We start from the raw sequence: 16,094 nt of genomic DNA on the forward strand, positions 1-16,094 counted from the left end.
AAAAACTCAAAATAAGGTGAAGATTGATGAAAAAGAATTGGCTTGCCCTTGCTCTCTTAGTAGCACAACCCGCTATGGCTGATGAGCTAGTACAGTGGTGGGATCTGAGTGTAACGGCATTGCACGGTAATGACTATGATCTTGCTGCATCGGACAAACAAACAACCGTGACTGTCGAAACCGCAGGCGCTTGGATCTATGGTGATTGGTTTGCATTCCAAGATATCACCTACTTTCACGGCTCAAACCTGTCTGAAGACGACACCACGTATGGTGAAATTTCAACACGTTTAAGTGCAAGTAAGATCAGCGGTCAAGCAATTGGCTTTGGTCCAATAACCGATCTATCTTGGGCATTTATGCTTGAAGAAGGTAAAGGCCCAGTTACCAGTTTCTTGTATGGTATCGGTATGGACCTTAATGTGCCTTACTTTAGTTATTTCAACATTAACACCTACCGTCGTGACGCGATCAGCAGCGGTAACCTAAGCGATGGTTGGCAAGTGACTCCCACCTTTAGAATGGATTTCCCAGTAGGTAACAGCAACATCGTATTCGACGGTTATATCGATTGGGTCTTTTCTGCCGATAACCAAGGTTATGAAGAGAACTTCCACTTTAACCCACAGGTTAAATACGACCTTGGCGCCGCGATCTTCGGCGAACACAAGAAAAACCAACTATTTGTCGGTGTTGAGTATGACTACTGGCAAAATAAATATGGCGTTAAAGGCGTAGATCAAAATACCTATTCAGTGATCGCCAAATATCACTTCTAAGCCTAAGATGAGGTAAGCCTTGTGCGGTTAACCTACCGCTAACGAGCTGACCAAACAGTACATAGCAAAAAGGCGCTACTCAGCGCCTTTTATATACCTGTGAAACCATGAATCGCTAGTAAAAATGCATGCCAGCTATCACGCCACAGCTAATATCAGACGTTATGCCAACAACTTCTTCGCTGTAGCAACCACAATCGACACTGCACTGGTTTCAGTCCTCTTCATAGTGATTTCATCAGGGATCTCTTGCTGAGTGCGGTTAACAATAACACCCGCAATACAGCCTGCTCGCCACCCTTGGCTGGCGCACATGGTAAATAATGTCGCCGACTCCATCTCATAGTTGAGTACGCCCATCGCTTGCCACTCTTTCATTGAGCCCGCAAAACGACTGGTAACGCGGCCACTGACAGTGTCATAACGCTCTTGACCTGGATAGAAAGTATCGGAAGAAGCCGTTATACCTATGTGTGGCTCGATGCCCGCTTCACGCGTAGCTGCAACCAACGCAGTAGTGCATTCGAAATCGGCTACCGCAGGAAACTCCATGGGGGCAAAGTGTAAGCTCGCGCCGTCAAGACGAACCGAAGCTTGGGTAACAATCACATCACCAACATTAACATGGGACTGGATAGCACCAGTAGTACCTACACGTAGGAAGGTATCAACGCCGAGTTGCGCCAACTCTTCTACCGCAATAGAGGTTGATGGGCCACCAATACCCGTTGAACAAATAACGACTGGCTTACCATCGATATAAGCGAGATAACTGGTATATTCACGGTGGCTAGCAAGAAATGTAGGTTGGTCCATTAGCTCAGCAATTCGCTTAACACGCTCAGGATCGCCCGGGACGATGGCAAGTGTTGCACCTTGCAACATCTCTTTGGTCAGGCCTAAATGAAATACATCTGACATTATGAAAACCTCTTTCAGTTTTGATTATAAAATTCTGCTAAATCGGACTTTAACCTAGTATGCAAGCCAGTAAGGTTAACTTGATCACACTTTGCTTGCCAGCAGTAGATGTTTTGCTGTAAGCGATTTACCAAACAACTTACCTTGGAGCAACAGCAAATATAGCAGTTGGCAGCCACCTTTCCAGCATTCTTGCAGATTTAACCACCAGTGATTGAATGGGTTGAAAAACGACAAATACAACAACTAAGCTATTAATTTAAAATAAAAAATGTACCAATAAAAAACAGTACCGATAAATATCAGTCAAGGATGATAGTGCCGCTTGCGGTAATAAGATGGGGAGCAGTGGCTAACGGTAGGAGGCAGTGGCTTGTACATAACAAGGCAAAGTGATTGATTCAGCATACACTACCAAGGACGCTAAAGAACCGTGACGGTTTACTGATTAGGCCAATCAATGCCTTAGTTGCTAATGGTTTGGCGAGCATTAACACGTAAGGCTCGCCACTGTTTCTGTATCGCTAACATTGAGGGATTATCAATCGCAACACCTATAAATAATAGTCTTTTAGCGGGGGGAAACCGTTAAAACACACCGCCGAATAGGTGGTAGTATAGGCGCCAGCGCTGAGCCAATAGAGACGATCGCCAATGGCTAAATCACTGGACAAGCCATAATGGTAATGCTCATACATGATATCGGCACTGTCACAGGTTGGCCCTGCAATCACACACTTATCCAGTTCGCCCTGACGCTCACAATAGATAGGAAATTTTATCGCCTCATCCATGGTTTCAATCAAGCCAGAAAATTTGCCAACATCGGTAAAGACCCAACGCTCTAATGCGGTATGCGACTTCTTACTGATCAACACCACCTCCGACACTAATACCCCTGCATTAGACAACAGAGAGCGGCCGGGCTCTAAGATGATTTCAGGCAAGTTATTGCCAAAATCTTCCTGCAGAAAGTGGGTTATCTGCTCGGCATAAGTTTCCAACGGATTGGTCTTATCGATATAGTTAGCCGGGAAGCCACCACCAAGATTAATCATCTTGAGGATAATACCGTGCTCCTCACTGAGGCGATCGAAGATGCTTTTGACTTTACCAATCGCCGAATCCCATGCGCCAATGTCACGTTGCTGCGACCCCACATGAAACGAGATCCCGTAGGGGTCAAGCCCCAATGCCTTAGCCAGCACGAGCAGATCATAGGCCATCTCATTTTGACAACCAAATTTACGTGATAAAGGCCAGTCGGCGGTATGAGTGCCCTCAGTTAAAATTCGCACATAAACGCGCGCCCCCGGCGCCTCTTCGGCTAACATCCGTAGATCGGCTTCTGAGTCTGAGGCAAACATACGTACACCACGAGCAAAAAACGCCCGCACATCGGCGCGCTTCTTGATGGTATTGCCATAGCTGACTCTATCGCAGCCCACACCAAGCTCAGTGACCATATCGAGCTCGTAAATTGAGGCAATATCAAAATTGGCTCCTTGGTCACGCAGCAGGGTTAACACTTGCGGCGCGGGATTGGCCTTAACGGCATAGTAAATACTGGCGTAGGGAAAGTTATCCACCATCGCCTGATATTGCTTGGCAACAATCTGAGTATCAATGACCACAAATGGTGTGGGCTTATCTTGGGCAAACGATTTAATACGCTCAAATGTCTCAGAGTCATAATAATCATTAACATCAATAGATTGAAATTGGCTCATGGCGCCAGTATCTCCATAGCAGCATAAAATAGTGTGAGTTAATCTGATTAAAAATCATCCGCAGTAAACGCTATTTTACCCGTAATAGCAATGAGTTTTAATGCCAAAAAGATAACTTTTTATGCAGCAAGAGATGGTAATAAATGAGGAGATAAAACTCAGGCTAATAACGCCATGGGCAAACGAGCAGCAGCGCCAAACAGGCCATGATGGCGATATGAGCGGCGCAGCGTTAGTCTTATCCAACGCTGCGCGCAACATCAAGATAACCGAGGCAAGATGTGATGAACTATTTTATCGCAGCCACTAGCGCTTCAGGCGTATCCACCTGAGTCATGGCAACAATCTTGAGCTGTTGCAGATGCATAACCGTGGCAGTGTCTTTATTACCCAGCCATTGCTGCGTGACTTGCCCCTCTCGGTCTAAGGCGATTTGAAAAGGCAGCTCCTGCATTTGTGGTATGGCGACAAACTTGGCGATAAGTGATGGCATGCCACTAATATCGGCGACATAAACTAAGCCTTCTGGTTGCTCCGCCTGTGGTAGCGACTCTAGCGCCGCCTTAATGATGTCACCCCCCTTCATGCCTCGGCTAAACAGCACGATGCGAGTGCTTTGATCTACCACCAAGGTTTGCTCGTGCTGATCTTGTAGCTCCACCGCCTTAAGGTTGTCTCCCACCACAAGAGTCACCGCTTGGGCACTCATCGATGCCAGCAAGGTTAACGCTAATAGCAACGCTTTCATATCACTCCTTAATTAAACTATTTATCAATTTGTCCTCGTTGAACTATAACTTAACCCAATCCCCAACTTAGAAAATGATGCCCATAGCTTGAGCTCAATCACGCATTAAGCCGATTGAGTGATTTAAGCAGATAGTGATTATCAAACTCTTGAAAATTAAGTAACCTTAACGACAATTCGTTGCCTCAGTGTCAGGAACAACTTTATGAATGAGAATGGTTTAGAGCAGGAGCTTGCTCAGCTGCAAAATGTCTACAACATGTTGACCGAATTTTTGGTGAAATACAGTTTTCAGCTCGTTGGCGCACTGCTGGTCTTTCTGCTTGGACTGTGGGTGGCTAACAAGGTGTCTAACTTAGTTGCTAAGCAATTTGAAAAACATCATATCGATATCACCCTCAGCAACTTTGTCTCTAACTTAGTGCGGATCATCATAGTAGTGATGGTGGGGATCATTGCGCTGGGCAAGCTAGGGATCAGTATCACCCCCATGGTCGCGGCCATCGGCGCGGCATCCTTAGGCGCAGGGCTAGCCTTGCAAGGCATGCTCGCCAACTACGCGGCTGGCGTCACGATTATTGTGACTCGCCCTTTTGTGGTCGGCAATACGATTGAAATTAAAGGGGTCAGTGGTGTCGTCAAGAGTATCCATCTTGGCTTAACCCTGCTGACCAATGAAGAGGGTGAGGTGATCAGTATTCCCAACAAACATATTGTCGGCGAAATACTGCATAACTCGTTTGAAAACAAATTGGTTAATAACCACTTTAATATTAACTACAACAGTGACGTAGACCAAGTCATTGCCATCATACGTCAGGTGTTAGAGCGCAGCGAACATGTTAGCCAGCAGGCTGCACCACAAATTGGCATCAATGGTTTTAATAGCATAGGGCTAGAGATCGGTGTGCGTTATTGGGTTCCAACTGCCCATTACCACCAAAAGAAATACCAAGTAAATCTGGCTTTAATTCATGCTCTGCAGCAGGCGGGTATTGAAATACCCTGCCCGATACGCGAGATCCATATAGAAAAGTAACCCAAAAACTAGCATTGCCTGTACGCCAAGAGTTGGCCTTACAGGCCTCGCTGCCATTCATGCCGCAGAGGGATCATCCCCTGTAATGCCTGTTCGACCAGAGCGAGTAACATGGCTTTATCTTTGCCTAATACCCCTTTGAGCACCAAATAGTTTGAGGCATGATCAGAGCGAAAAATGGTTTTGTCTAACTCAAGATGGCTCAACAAGGTATGCATTTCACGCAGTAGCCCCAACTGATCGGGCAGCTCAAAATGCCCGTCAAATCGACTGTCCATTCTCTGCGTCCCCAAAGGTAAGGTCACCACTAAGGTGGACAAATAGTCTGGCTGCGCCACATTCATCAATTTAGCCGAGTTAACCGCATGCTGTTGAGAAAGCGTCACCCCGCCCAAACCATTTAATATCATGACTGACGATTTCATACCGGCGCGACGTATTTTGCTCAATGCCATCAGTGATGATTCGAAGGTTTCGCCTTTTTCAATATGCGCTAACACTTGGTCATCGCCACTTTCACAGCCCACATACAATAGGCTCAACCCCAACGACTTAAGCCGAGCGAGTTGCTCATCGGTCTTATTAGTAAGGTTACGCGGCAGACAATAACTGCTTATCCTAGTGACTTGAGGTAAGTGTTCACGGATCAACAAACAGATCGCCTCTAAACGTTTAAAGGGCAGTGCCATTGCATCACCATCGGCAAGAAAAACCCGTGATACCGCGACACCACTTTGCTTTACTTTAAGGATATCAGCTTCAATCAGCTCGAGTTTTTGCGCCTTAAACTGCTTTTGCGGTGCAGTATACATGTCGCAAAAACTGCACCGGTTCCAACTACAGCCATTGGTCACTTGTAAAATTAATGATTTCCACTCTGACGGTGGTCGAAACACTGGTTCGATATAATGGAGCATCTTACGGCCTCAAAAAACGGGATAAAACGTGAGCAATTTCATAATTACTCAATCTAGTCGCATGATCTTGCACCGACTTTGATCTCGTGCAATTTTTACACAACCAATTCACTTTAGACTGCTCAAATCGACCCATTGGTCGATAGTGACAACCGCCATCAGAAGGGGCTGCACTGGATGAATTAATTGGCTGCATCAGCCTTCATACGTAAAGATAATAACATGCAAATAGCACAACAACTGCAAGACAGGCGAAGGACTAGCCTGCATCATGATGAGCATTGGAACTCTATGAGCGCAGAGCAAAAAATGGCCCTTTATAACCTGCTTCGGTTTGGTTATCGACTGTTGTTTGTTCGCCATTTGCCTTCGGGTCCGTTAGCGATTATCGCGCAGCAGCACCAACTATCGACCATAGATAGCCGCGGTGAAGTTGACGACAATCCAAGGATCCGACTTCGAGACTAAGGCTTATTATTCAATATGCCTTTAGCGCCTGTGGCGTTTATCTCAAAAAAAGGAGCACCATCAAGGTGCTCCTTTTTTATGGCTGGCCATTATGCTGGCGGCTTAGCTTAATAGCATATCGATATGGGGTATACCGTCTTCGAGATACACATCCGAGACAGGGGTGAAGCCCATGCGTTGATAAAAACCACACAGATACTGCTGCGCACCGATTTGGATATTGGTCTGTGGCCATTGCGCTTGAGCAATGGCTATCGCCCTGTGCATTAGTGGCTCTGCAAGCCCGGCTCCACGCGCGCTACTTGCGACCACCACTCGACCAATACTGCTATCGGCATAACTCACGCCCGGCGCTAAAATACGGGCATAAGCCACCAGCGCACCATGTTCATCAACCCCTAACAGATGGCGAGTCTGGGCCAGAGTGTCTTTGCCATCGAGCTCGGGATAAGGGCAATGCTGCTCTACCACAAACACATCGACCCTGAGCTTAATTAGCTCATATAACTGCGTAACATTGAGCTGTGAAAACCCATAATCTTGCCACTGCACCACTGACTCCAACCACTTGATTAAATGATTAGACAGTCTACCCATTATCAACCTAATGGAGCAATCATATTTATCGCGTCATCGACTCGAAGATAGTCGTTACTAAGGCTCAACTTGGTTTTTTTAGGGGGGTTATCATCGCCAACCCCCAGCCACCATTCATCATGCCGCCAAGAGCAAACAACCTAGCAATAGTGATACTTAGCGCTGTTTTGATAAATTCATTATCCAAGTCTGCAAAAATGCCAATAAAACTGCTAACATTGGGCCAATTTTTTTAGCTTAAAGAGATAGATCAAGATGGGAAGAGCATACCAAAATCGCAAAGAATCTATGGCCAAAACGGCTGGGCAAAAAACTAGACTCTACTCTCGCTACGGCAAAGAGCTCTATGTTTGCGCAAAAAATGGTGGTTTCGATCCAGATGGCAACTTAGCACTGCGTCAAATGATCGCTAAGGCTAAAAAAGATCAGGTTCCGGCTCACGTGATAGATCGTGCCATCGAAAAAGCCCGTGGCGGCGGAGGTGAGGACTATGAAACAGCTCGCTATGAAGGCTTCGGCCCGGGTGGTGCCATGGTCATCGTCGACTGTTTAACCGATAACGGCAAACGTACCTTCACCGAGGTGAGACAAGCCTTTGTTAAAAATGACGCCAAGTTAGGCGGCCCTGGCACGGTTGGTCATATGTTTGATCACCAAGCGGTATTTGTCTTTAAAGGTGACGATGAAGAAGCCATTTTAGAGCTGCTGATGATGGCAGATGTGGATGTGAGCGATATTGAAGTCGAAGACGGCATGGTCAGTGTTTTTGCTCCGCATACCGAATTTTTCAAGGCCAAAACCGCCTTAAACGAAGCACTACCCGATATCGAATTTGAAGTGGAAGAGATCACTTTCGTGCCGCAAACCATGACCGAGGTGACCGATCCTGAAGTGATCGCGCAATTCGAGAAGTTTCTAGCGGCGCTAGAAGATTGTGACGACGTGCAAAACGTCTACCACAATGCGGAATTTGCAAACTAACTGGTTGATTGATTAAATAGCGACGGCGGCTTTAATTTGAGCAACTCAATTCAAAGCCGCTTGATTTTTTCACCACCTACAGTAGTTAACCCACAAGCTGTTTTCAGCAAAGACTCATCACTCTTAATGGGTAAATAATCTATCCATATTACCCCTAACTAAATTAATTCTGGTTCATATCTCCCTATTGTTAATGTCTCAGACTTAAGACTGACAACGAAGTGTGTCTATAATGTATCTATATACGTCGTTCACTTCGCCTAGCGGCGTGAATTAACTCTTTTACACTCACTCTACACATGATGAACAGGTGATCTATGAAGTATTCTACATCGTTAATGGCCATCGCACTGACCAGCGTCCTCACCGCTTGTGGCGGCAGCGATAGCAATGACACCCCTGATGCACCCCTGTCAGGCAGCTTCAGTCTAGGGGTATCGGATAATCCTGCCGATGCCCAAATTGTCAATATCGCCTTTAAACAGGTCGTGCTCAAAGGTAATGGGCAGTCACTGTCGTTTGATGTATCAGATAACGGCGACCTCAAAATGGTCGACTTACTTACCGTTCAAGGCCAAGAGATGGCCACATTAGTCAGTGGCCAATCGGTTCCCGTCGGTGAATACCAAATGTGTATTTACATGAAAAACAGTCAAGTCGCCGATACCAATAGCTCCTACGTGAAAACCATGGACGGGACTGACGCAGGGCTAGTCACCAATAGTAATGGTAGTTGCGGTGGCGTAGGTGCCGATGACCCCGATACTGGCCGACTGTTTTTTAATAAGGCTTTTACTATCGCCGCCGGTAATAATCTGTTTGTTGCCGAGTTTAACTTAGCTAAAGGCATACAAGCTCCTCATGGCAATAAGGCATACTGGACACTCAAACCTACCTCGGTGCAACTGGTTAATAATGCCGAGGTGGGCGCCATTAGCGGTCAAATTAGTCTCGATACTGTGACAGCATGTGAAACCGATGCTGGGGGCTCAGAGTTTAGCCAAGCAGTCTATCTATACCCAGCAGAAACTGCACTGACTGACATGGTCGATTTCCGCCCAGATGCCGATATCACGCCACCTCAAGTGGCACCAATTGCCTCCTCACGAGTGCAACCAATACTGGATGACACCGAAACGCTTATCGGTTACCAATATGAGTTTGGCTTTGTCGCTGCAGACACTTACAGCTTGGGTTACACCTGTTTAGCCCAACATGATGATCCAGAATCAAGCAACGACGCAGACGACCCACAAGCTCCTTTCGTAATTCATGCCGATGAACAGAATGTCAGCGTTACCAAGGCTGCGGTAACCGAACGCAATATCCCTATGGATTTTGTCCCAGCCAACTAATTTAAGCGCTCAGCTTTACCCCACAAAAAAGGCACTCATTGAGTGCCTTTTTAATTATCTCCTGCGAGTAAGATTCAGGTGAAGCTTTAAATTAAGTTCTATGAGCAACAATCACGGCGCCACCAATTTTTAGGCAACTTTTCCAGCAACACCTTCAACATTAAGATTGCTAGCACAACGCCAGAGGTATAGACAATAGGCGCTGGCAACAGGCTGTGCTGCTCACCCACTTGCGGCATCACCTCAAAGCCAAAGGTATCGACAAGATAATTTACTATCACCCCAGAGACTAAGGCGACACCGAGTACGCCGCCCAAATAACCATACAAGGCGCGCTTACCCAGCTCTTTAGTGACCACGCCCAAGGTGGCGATATTCGTCGCAGGGCCTGCGAGCATAAACACCAATACCGCGCCGGGTGACACCCCGGCAAGTAATAGTCCTGCAGCAATCGGCGTCGATGCCGTAGCGCAGATATACATAGGCACAGAGATCAGTACCATCACCAGCATGGCAAGCAGGCCATCACCCCATTTCGCCATAAAATCGCCAGGGACATAAGTTTGTACCAAGGCCGCAAAGAACAAGCCAACCAGCAGCCAGATGGTGGTATCACGCACTAAGTCGGTTGCGGCATAATGCAGCCCTTTGCCCATTCTGGCGATCACCGAGGTGCCTTTTAGGTCACTGGCCATATCTTGGGTCGATTCGCAGCAACTGTCAGCTTCAGGGGCTTTGTTTGCCGTGCTGCAACAGCTCGATGCAGACTCGACTTTAACGGTAGCCTTATCACGACAACAGCTGGCGCTGGCAGCGACTGGCTTAAGGCGAGCCACTTGCGTCGTGCCTTGAGGCGACATTGCCATCATGCGCCTACTTTCACCTAATGGGCGCATGACGAGCGACTTATCCCCTTGGCTAGCACCACCGCCACTTTTTACGGGCGTTGCGGCTTTGCTACTGCAACAAGACGCCACCACGACCTCGGCTTTATTACTGCTACAGCAGCTCGCGGTTGCCGCGTCCTTGTCTGACACTGAGGTTGCAGGCGCTACTTGGTCATCATCGCGGCCAACTAACAAGCCTGCCACAATGGCGCTGGCAATAGCGGCAATCGGTCTGACAATCGCCATAAATGGCCCAAGCAAGACATAAGATACGCTGACAGAATCGATACCCGTTTCTGGGGTCGAGACTAAAAATGAGGTGGTCGCCGCTTTTGACGCGCCAGAGCGACGCAGCCCTACTGCGGCAGGGATCACGCCACAAGAACATAAGGGTAAAGGCGCGCCCAGCACCGCCGCCTTAACGGTGGTTTTAAAGCCATGGCCACCGAGCTGCTGTTGCATCCACGCCATGGGCACAAACATCTTTAACATACCCGCCAACACTAATCCCAGTAGCAACCAAGGGGCTGACTCTAAAAACAGATCGATAAAATGACTTAATAACATAACTAGCCCTTACGCTTACAGCTTGCTTTATTTGGGTTATCTTGATGCTGATGAGTATGGTTTTCAGGCTTTACTTCAGCAGAGTTTGATTCTAGCGCTTCTAATATTGAACAATGTTCGGCACTTTCAGGGCCGCCACAACAGGCATCGGACAAGCGCTTAAGCGACACCTGAAAATGATTAAGCTCGGCGATTTTTGCGCTCACCTGAGCTAACTTGATATCCACCATCCCTTTGACATCGGCGCACGCCCAATTGGACTTATCCAAGTCAATCGACAACAGCTCAGCGATTTCCGCCAGCGTGAACCCCACCGCTTTGGCCCGCAAGATAAAACGTAACCGCTCAGCGTCTTGTTCGGTGTACATGCGATAACCCGCTTCGGTTCGCATCGAAGGCGATAACAAACCATGTTTTTCATAAAACCGCAGGGTGTCGGCCTTCACCTCACACTGCTTTGCTAGTTCACCTATTCGATACATGCTTCATCCAAATCGCTTGGGATCATAGTCAATACCCCTGAGTATAAACCTTAGAGTTAAATCTAAGGTCAAGGGTTATTATGCGTATTTACAATCAAGATGCTTGTTCGCTTACGCGTATTGTGAAATCGTGCAGAAAAAAACAGCATGGCACACCATTTTACGATAAAATACGCGCGCCGCGATGGACAGTAACAATAGATTGAGGGACTTTTGGAAAGCAGAGCAAGGCACTAACTAAAGCCTTGTATTGTTTTCCGAAAGATCCTTAAAAATAACTACTGGACCCTGTACCCAAAATGAATAATGCCAGACCTATTCGTCGCGCGCTGTTAAGCGTTTCTGATAAAACCGGAATCCTCGAGTTTGCCAAAGCCTTGCATGCTCAAGGTGTTGAGCTGCTCTCTACTGGCGGCACCGCTGCCCTACTTGCAGACAACGGTGTGCCTGTCATTGAAGTCTCTGACTACACAGGTCATGCAGAGATCATGGACGGGCGCGTAAAAACCTTGCACCCCAAAGTGCACGGCGGCATCTTAGCACGCCGTGGTATCGATGAGCTGGTCATGGAACAAAATGCCATCAAGCCCATCGACTTAGTTGCCGTTAACCTCTACCCCTTTGCCAATACCGTTGCCCAAGAAGGCTGCACCCTAGCCGATGCGGTAGAAAATATCGATATTGGCGGCCCCACCATGGTGCGCTCGACCGCTAAAAACCACAAAGACACCACGATTGTTGTCAACGCGTGCGACTACGACCGCGTGATTGCCGAGATGCAAGTCAATAACGGTAGCACCACGCTTGAAACCCGTTTCGATTTAGCCATCGCCGCATTTGAGCACACCGCGGCCTATGACGGCATGATTGCCAACTACTTCGGTACTATGGTGCCAGCCCACAGCACCGATGAGTGCCACGCTGATTCTAAGTTCCCGCGCACTTACAACACCCAACTGGTGAAGAAACAAGATCTTCGCTATGGCGAGAACAGCCATCAGAGCGCGGCGTTCTATGTGGATCTGAATATCGACGAAGCTTCAGTCGCTAGCGCAGTACAGCTACAAGGTAAGGCGCTGTCCTACAACAATATCGCCGACACCGACGCGGCTCTTGAGTGCGTTAAAGAGTTTGACGAACCCGCCTGCGTTATCGTTAAGCACGCTAACCCATGCGGCGTGGCGATTGGTAGCGATCTGCTCGATGCTTATAACCGCGCGTATCAAACCGACCCAACCTCAGCCTTTGGTGGCATTATCGCCTTTAATGGCGAGCTCGACGCCGCCACCGCGAGCGCGATTGTTGAACGTCAGTTTGTGGAAGTGATCATCGCCCCAAGCGTGAGCCAAGCCGCACGTGAGGTGGTTGCCGCTAAAGCCAATGTGCGCCTGCTAGAGTGCGGCCAGTGGAACACTAAGACCACCAGCCTAGACTACAAGCGTGTCAACGGTGGTTTGCTGCTGCAAGACCGTGACCAAGGCATGGTGAGCCAAGCCGATGTTAAGGTTGTTTCGAAGCGTCAGCCGACCGAAGCGGAAATGAAAGATCTGATGTTCTGCTGGAAAGTGGCTAAGTTTGTTAAATCGAACGCCATTGTCTATGCCAAAAACAGCATGACCATTGGTGTAGGCGCCGGCCAAATGAGCCGCGTCTACAGCGCTAAAGTGGCGGGTATTAAAGCCGCCGACGAAAACCTCGAAGTGGTAGGCTCTGTCATGGCATCGGATGCGTTTTTCCCCTTCCGCGATGGTATTGATGCCGCAGCAGCCGCAGGGATCAGCTGTATCATCCAGCCAGGCGGGTCGATTCGTGATGAAGAGATCATCAACGCTGCCGATGAGCACGGCATGGCGATGGTGTTTACAGGTATGCGTCACTTCCGTCATTAATTTGTTGGCGCGAATTAAGTTAAAAACGACTTAATTCGCGGATTAACCACATTCATTTTTAACGTTTAGCGCAAGCCATTTTCTCTAGGTCAAAGCAAGCAGGCGCACTGTTATAGGTAAGGATATACCCATACACAGGCATGCTTGATACAGAGAGAGGAAATGGCGCAGCTATAAAAGGTAAAGACATGAAAGTATTGATTATTGGTGGCGGCGGACGTGAACATGCATTAGCGTGGAAAGCCGCTCAATCAGCACACGTTGACACCGTCTTCGTTGCACCAGGTAACGCAGGCACGGCTTTAGAGCCTAAACTAGAAAACGTCGCCATTAACGTTGAAGAGATTAGCGCACTAGTCGAGTTTGCTCAGTCCAATAACATTGAGCTCACCATCGTTGGCCCAGAAGTCCCCTTGTCTTTGGGGGTTGTCGATGCCTTTAACGAAGCGGGTTTAGCGATTTTTGGCCCCACGAAAGGCGCAGCGCAGCTCGAATCCTCTAAAGCCTTCACGAAAGATTTCTTAGCCCGCCACAACATTCCAACTGCGGCCTATGCCAACTTTACCGAGATTGAACCCGCCAAAGCGTATGTGGCTAACGTCACCGCCAATACTGGCTACCCAATCGTCATCAAGGCCGATGGTTTAGCGGCAGGTAAAGGGGTGATTATCGCCCAAGACCAAAACGAAGCCGATGCCGCCATTGAAGATATGCTCGCAGGCAATATGTTTGGTGAAGCAGGCTCACGTGTCGTTATCGAAGAGTTTTTAAAGGGGGAAGAAGCCAGCTTTATCGTGATGGTCGATGGGCAAAACATTCTGGCTATGGCCACCAGCCAAGATCATAAGGCCCGTGACAATGGCGATTATGGCCCGAACACTGGCGGTATGGGTGCCTATTCTCCCGCGCCGGTGGTGACCCAAGCGGTGCACGACTGGACCATCGCTAATGTTATCCGTCCAACCGTCGATGGCATGGCCGCTGAAGGCAATGTCTACACAGGTTTCCTTTATGCAGGCCTAATGATCTCACCCGATGGCAGCGCTAAGGTGCTTGAATACAACTGCCGTTTTGGCGATCCAGAAACTCAACCTATCATGATGCGCCTTAAATCAGATTTAGTTGAGCTTTGCTTAGCCGCTACCCGTGGTGAACTAAACCAAGTGACTGCCGAGTTTGATGCGCGCGCCGCCGTTGGCGTAGTCATGGCTGCCGGTGGTTACCCCGATGCGTACCGTAAGCATGATGTCATTGAAGGCTTAAGCCTTGGTGATAATAACGCCAAAGTGTTCCATGCCGGCACTTGTATGCAAGAGGGAAAAGTGGTCACCAATGGGGGGCGCGTGCTATGCGCTACCGCACTGGGCAATACCGTTACCGAGGCACAACGTGCTGCATACGCCTTAGTGGATACCATCCATTGGGACGATGTGTATTTTCGTACCGATATTGCTTATCGCGCCATTGCTCGCGAAAGCTAACCCTAAGCTAGCATAATAAAAAACCGGCCATAGCCGGTTTTTTATTATCCACTCGCTCGCTGATAAACAATTAACAAACGTGAACTAGTTCACACATGAATATTGTTACCAAGTGCACTATATTCACTTGAGCGTTTTCAACTAAATCAGGGAAGCATGATGACATATACAATTGGCGATCTTATCTATAATGGCGAAAGAGCTGGCGTACATCACTGGAACACCCTTGCTGGTACGGCCTTTTATTGGCATCCTGACTGGCTACATATTGCAGAAGACATGACAGGCTTAAGGTCGACCACGCCAGTGGTCGCGAGCGATGATGATGCGGCCACCCAAGCCGATGCCGAGCGCGCCATCATCAAACATTTAAACGAGCAGGAGTAAATCCCTCTCTCACGTGAGCGATAAAAAGGTTAATGGCCCGCGGCGATCGCTTTTTTGGCAATCTTATCGATAAGCTTAGGCGCGAATAGACGCAGCCAACGACCGACTCGCCCGCGCATTGAGGTGATCATCATGCGTCTACGCTGAGCAATGGCAGGTAACATCATCTGCGCACATTGCTCGGCGCTAATAATTTTAGACTCCTGCATTGGGCTACGCCCCAGTGGCGCGCCTTGGCCATCGAGTGCCCGCTTATGGATTTCTGACACCACAAAATCGGGACAAATCACAGTCACCGCCACATTGTCATCGGCTAACTCAATACGCAGTGAGTCAAAAAAGCCCATCACCGCATGCTTAGATGCACTGTAACCACTGCGGGTTGGCACGCCCGTCAAGCCTGCCACAGAAGAGATCACCACCACTTGCCCTTGGCTGGCTTTTAAATGGGGTAACGCACTGTGGGTTAAATAGGCGGGGCCGAGATAATTGACCGTCATCACCTTGGCAAGAATGGTCAAATTCTCTAACTCATCGAAGCGTGACCACATAGTCATGCCCGCATTGTTAACCACAATATCGAGATGACCAAAATGGCTAATGGCACTATCGACGATATGTTGGCAACGGTCGGGTGAGCTAATATCGGCGCTGATCACCAAGGGGGTGTGATGACTCATCTGGGCTAACTCTTGTGCCAGTGAATCAAGCCGGGCTTGATTGCGGGCGGTTAATACTAATTTACACCCCAATGGCGCCATGGCTTTGGCCAATGCACGCCCTATTCCTTCAGAGGCGCCGGTAATGATCACCACTTTATCTGTCAATCCTTGCATCTTTGCTCTCCCTACCCGTTAACCACTTAA

General features: G+C 48.3%; 17 protein-coding genes. 9 read left to right on the forward strand and 8 right to left on the reverse strand.

Annotation, left to right across the window (positions count from 1 at the left end):
* The first annotated feature begins 26 nt into the window (after positions 1 to 26).
* Positions 27 to 779: an outer membrane protein OmpK gene (locus AC5YBX_RS15435; protein ID WP_475515005.1), complete on the forward strand. Its 753-nt coding sequence runs from the start codon at positions 27 to 29 to the stop codon at positions 777 to 779.
* A gap of 162 nt (positions 780 to 941) precedes the next feature.
* On the opposite strand, the gene udp is transcribed toward AC5YBX_RS15435, so the two are convergent.
* Together udp and AC5YBX_RS15445 are read right to left on the reverse strand one after the other, a co-directional pair.
* Positions 942 to 1,700 carry a uridine phosphorylase gene (udp, locus tag AC5YBX_RS15440; protein WP_475515006.1) on the reverse strand — a complete coding sequence of 253 codons (759 nt, stop codon included), beginning with the start codon at positions 1,698 to 1,700 and terminating at the stop codon, positions 942 to 944.
* A 554-nt stretch (positions 1,701 to 2,254) separates the two neighbouring features.
* Positions 2,255 to 3,430: a type III PLP-dependent enzyme gene (locus tag AC5YBX_RS15445; RefSeq protein ID WP_494520778.1), complete on the reverse strand. Its 1,176-nt coding sequence runs from the start codon at positions 3,428 to 3,430 to the stop codon at positions 2,255 to 2,257.
* A gap of 121 nt (positions 3,431 to 3,551) precedes the next feature.
* On the opposite strand from AC5YBX_RS15445, the gene AC5YBX_RS15450 reads away from it, so the two are divergent.
* Positions 3,552 to 3,740 (forward strand): hypothetical protein, encoded by a 189-nt coding sequence (locus AC5YBX_RS15450; protein WP_494523989.1) that lies wholly within the window; start codon positions 3,552 to 3,554, stop codon positions 3,738 to 3,740.
* Here the strand turns inward: AC5YBX_RS15450 and AC5YBX_RS15455 are convergent.
* The gene (locus AC5YBX_RS15455; protein WP_494520776.1) at positions 3,720 to 4,178 is read right to left on the reverse strand and encodes a hypothetical protein; all 459 of its coding nucleotides are present in this window, start codon (positions 4,176 to 4,178) and stop codon (positions 3,720 to 3,722) included. The two genes, AC5YBX_RS15450 and AC5YBX_RS15455, sit on opposite strands and share 21 nt — an antisense overlap.
* Before the next feature lie 205 nt (positions 4,179 to 4,383).
* Here AC5YBX_RS15455 and AC5YBX_RS15460 point away from each other — a divergent pair, with 205 nt between their 5' ends.
* The gene (locus AC5YBX_RS15460) at positions 4,384 to 5,217 is read left to right on the forward strand and encodes a mechanosensitive ion channel family protein (protein WP_494523990.1); all 834 of its coding nucleotides are present in this window, start codon (positions 4,384 to 4,386) and stop codon (positions 5,215 to 5,217) included.
* 38 nt (positions 5,218 to 5,255) lie between these two features.
* Here AC5YBX_RS15460 and AC5YBX_RS15465 read toward each other — a convergent pair whose 3' ends face one another.
* Complete coding sequence (locus AC5YBX_RS15465) at positions 5,256 to 6,134, reverse strand: radical SAM protein (RefSeq protein ID WP_494523991.1); 879 nt, start codon at positions 6,132 to 6,134, stop codon at positions 5,256 to 5,258.
* 222 nt (positions 6,135 to 6,356) lie between these two features.
* Here AC5YBX_RS15465 and AC5YBX_RS15470 point away from each other — a divergent pair, with 222 nt between their 5' ends.
* Entirely contained in the window at positions 6,357 to 6,602 is a 246-nt protein-coding gene (locus AC5YBX_RS15470; protein WP_110457033.1) for a hypothetical protein, read from the forward strand.
* A 102-nt stretch (positions 6,603 to 6,704) separates the two neighbouring features.
* On the opposite strand, the gene AC5YBX_RS15475 is transcribed toward AC5YBX_RS15470, so the two are convergent.
* Entirely contained in the window at positions 6,705 to 7,154 is a 450-nt protein-coding gene (locus AC5YBX_RS15475; protein WP_494524836.1) for a GNAT family N-acetyltransferase, read from the reverse strand.
* Between the two features lie 300 nt (positions 7,155 to 7,454).
* Between AC5YBX_RS15475 and AC5YBX_RS15480 the strand changes: the two genes are divergently transcribed.
* Both AC5YBX_RS15480 and AC5YBX_RS15485 read left to right on the forward strand, forming a co-directional pair.
* Entirely contained in the window at positions 7,455 to 8,180 is a 726-nt protein-coding gene (locus AC5YBX_RS15480) for a YebC/PmpR family DNA-binding transcriptional regulator (RefSeq protein ID WP_494520773.1), read from the forward strand.
* 317 nt (positions 8,181 to 8,497) lie between these two features.
* Positions 8,498 to 9,535: a DUF4382 domain-containing protein gene (locus tag AC5YBX_RS15485; RefSeq protein ID WP_475515015.1), complete on the forward strand. Its 1,038-nt coding sequence runs from the start codon at positions 8,498 to 8,500 to the stop codon at positions 9,533 to 9,535.
* A 98-nt stretch (positions 9,536 to 9,633) separates the two neighbouring features.
* Here the strand turns inward: AC5YBX_RS15485 and AC5YBX_RS15490 are convergent, their stop codons facing one another.
* Both AC5YBX_RS15490 and zntR read right to left on the reverse strand, forming a co-directional pair.
* Positions 9,634 to 10,989 carry an SO_0444 family Cu/Zn efflux transporter gene (locus AC5YBX_RS15490; protein ID WP_494523992.1) on the reverse strand — a complete coding sequence of 452 codons (1,356 nt, stop codon included), beginning with the start codon at positions 10,987 to 10,989 and terminating at the stop codon, positions 9,634 to 9,636.
* Positions 10,990 to 10,991: 2 nt separating this feature from the next.
* The gene (gene zntR / locus AC5YBX_RS15495; RefSeq protein ID WP_475515017.1) at positions 10,992 to 11,471 is read right to left on the reverse strand and encodes a Zn(2+)-responsive transcriptional regulator; all 480 of its coding nucleotides are present in this window, start codon (positions 11,469 to 11,471) and stop codon (positions 10,992 to 10,994) included.
* A 299-nt stretch (positions 11,472 to 11,770) separates the two neighbouring features.
* Here zntR and purH point away from each other — a divergent pair, with 299 nt between their 5' ends.
* The 3 genes from purH to AC5YBX_RS15510 all read left to right on the forward strand — a co-directional run bounded on the left by purH (position 11,771) and on the right by AC5YBX_RS15510 (position 15,228).
* Entirely contained in the window at positions 11,771 to 13,360 is a 1,590-nt protein-coding gene (gene purH, locus AC5YBX_RS15500; protein WP_494520771.1) for a bifunctional phosphoribosylaminoimidazolecarboxamide formyltransferase/IMP cyclohydrolase, read from the forward strand.
* A gap of 188 nt (positions 13,361 to 13,548) precedes the next feature.
* Positions 13,549 to 14,841: a phosphoribosylamine--glycine ligase gene (gene purD, locus AC5YBX_RS15505; RefSeq protein WP_494520770.1), complete on the forward strand. Its 1,293-nt coding sequence runs from the start codon at positions 13,549 to 13,551 to the stop codon at positions 14,839 to 14,841.
* Positions 14,842 to 15,000: 159 nt separating this feature from the next.
* Complete coding sequence (locus AC5YBX_RS15510) at positions 15,001 to 15,228, forward strand: hypothetical protein (RefSeq protein ID WP_475517053.1); 228 nt, start codon at positions 15,001 to 15,003, stop codon at positions 15,226 to 15,228.
* Between the two features lie 29 nt (positions 15,229 to 15,257).
* On the opposite strand, the gene AC5YBX_RS15515 is transcribed toward AC5YBX_RS15510, so the two are convergent.
* Positions 15,258 to 16,064 (reverse strand): SDR family oxidoreductase, encoded by an 807-nt coding sequence (locus AC5YBX_RS15515; RefSeq protein WP_494523993.1) that lies wholly within the window; start codon positions 16,062 to 16,064, stop codon positions 15,258 to 15,260.
* Between the last annotated feature and the right edge of the window lie 30 nt (positions 16,065 to 16,094).

The sequence above is a fragment of the Shewanella sp. 492 genome (genome assembly GCF_059338445.1).